The organism is Xanthobacter autotrophicus ATCC 700552 (assembly GCF_043194565.1).
Classification (GTDB): Bacteria; Pseudomonadota; Alphaproteobacteria; order Rhizobiales; family Xanthobacteraceae; genus Xanthobacter; species Xanthobacter autotrophicus_F.
This window is the reverse complement of record NZ_JBAFVS010000069.1, coordinates 1-1,013: the sequence shown is the minus strand read 5'-3', so window position 1 is coordinate 1,013 and position 1,013 is coordinate 1. Positions and strand designations below refer to the sequence as shown.

Here is a 1,013-nt window from a genome sequence, read left to right as displayed (position 1 = left end):
TCCGAGGCCGCGGCCCTCATCCACGGCCTGAAGCCCCGCGCCCGGATCGTCGCCATGGCTACGGCCGGCGTGCCGCCGCGTATCATGGGCATGGGTCCCGCGCCGGCGACCCGGAAGGTGCTGGCCCTCGCCGGCCTCACCCTTCCCGACATGGACGTGATCGAACTCAACGAGGCGTTCGCCTCGCAGGGGCTCGCCGTGCTGCGCGAGCTCGGCTTGCCGGACGACGCCGCGCACGTGAACCCAAATGGCGGGGCGATCGCGCTCGGCCATCCGCTCGGCATGTCCGGCGCGCGCCTCATCACCACGGCGCTCCATCAACTCGAGGAGACGGGAGGCCGCTACGCCCTGTGCACCATGTGCATCGGTGTCGGACAGGGCATCGCTACAATCATCGAACGCGTGTGAAGCAAGAAGAGATCCGGGGAGGAATTGATGAACGCTCCACCAAGTCAGACCAAAGGCGACGACATTGTCGACGCCCGCGGCCTTACGAAGGAATTCAAGGGGTTTGCTGCGGTCAAGGACGTGGATCTGAGGATTCGCCGGCACACGATCCACGCCCTGATCGGGCCGAACGGTGCCGGCAAGACCACATGTTTCAACCTCATCACCAAGTTCTTGGAGCCCACACGCGGCTCAATCCACCTGAACGGGCACGACATCACCCGCACCAAGCCGGCCGACGTCGCCCGCCTCGGCATGGTGAGATCGTTCCAGATTTCGGCAACGTTCCCCCATCTCACGGTGCTTGAGAACGTGCGCATCGCCCTGCAGCGTCCGGTGGGCAATTCGTTCCATTTCTGGAGCGCGGAGACGTCGCTCGACGTCCTCAACGACCGCGCCATGCAATTGCTCGCCGACGTTGATCTCACATCCTACGCCCGGCATCTGGCGGTCGAGCTGCCCTACGGTCGCAAGCGCGCCCTGGAGATCGCCACCACCCTGGCGCTCGAGCCGGAGATGCTGCTGCTCGACGAGCCCACCTCCGGCATGGGCCGCGAGGACATCGC

1 protein-coding gene and 1 pseudogene are annotated in these 1,013 nt (G+C 65.8%); both read left to right on the top strand.

The genetic code is table 11. From position 1 onward, the window contains the following. A pseudogene (locus tag V5F48_RS24935) lies at positions 1–408 on the top strand (3-oxoadipyl-CoA thiolase); the annotation flags it as partial. A gap of 27 nt (positions 409–435) precedes the next feature. Then, positions 436–1,013: ABC transporter ATP-binding protein (locus V5F48_RS24930; protein ID WP_394260641.1), on the top strand; the 578-nt coding region annotated here is incomplete at its 3' end.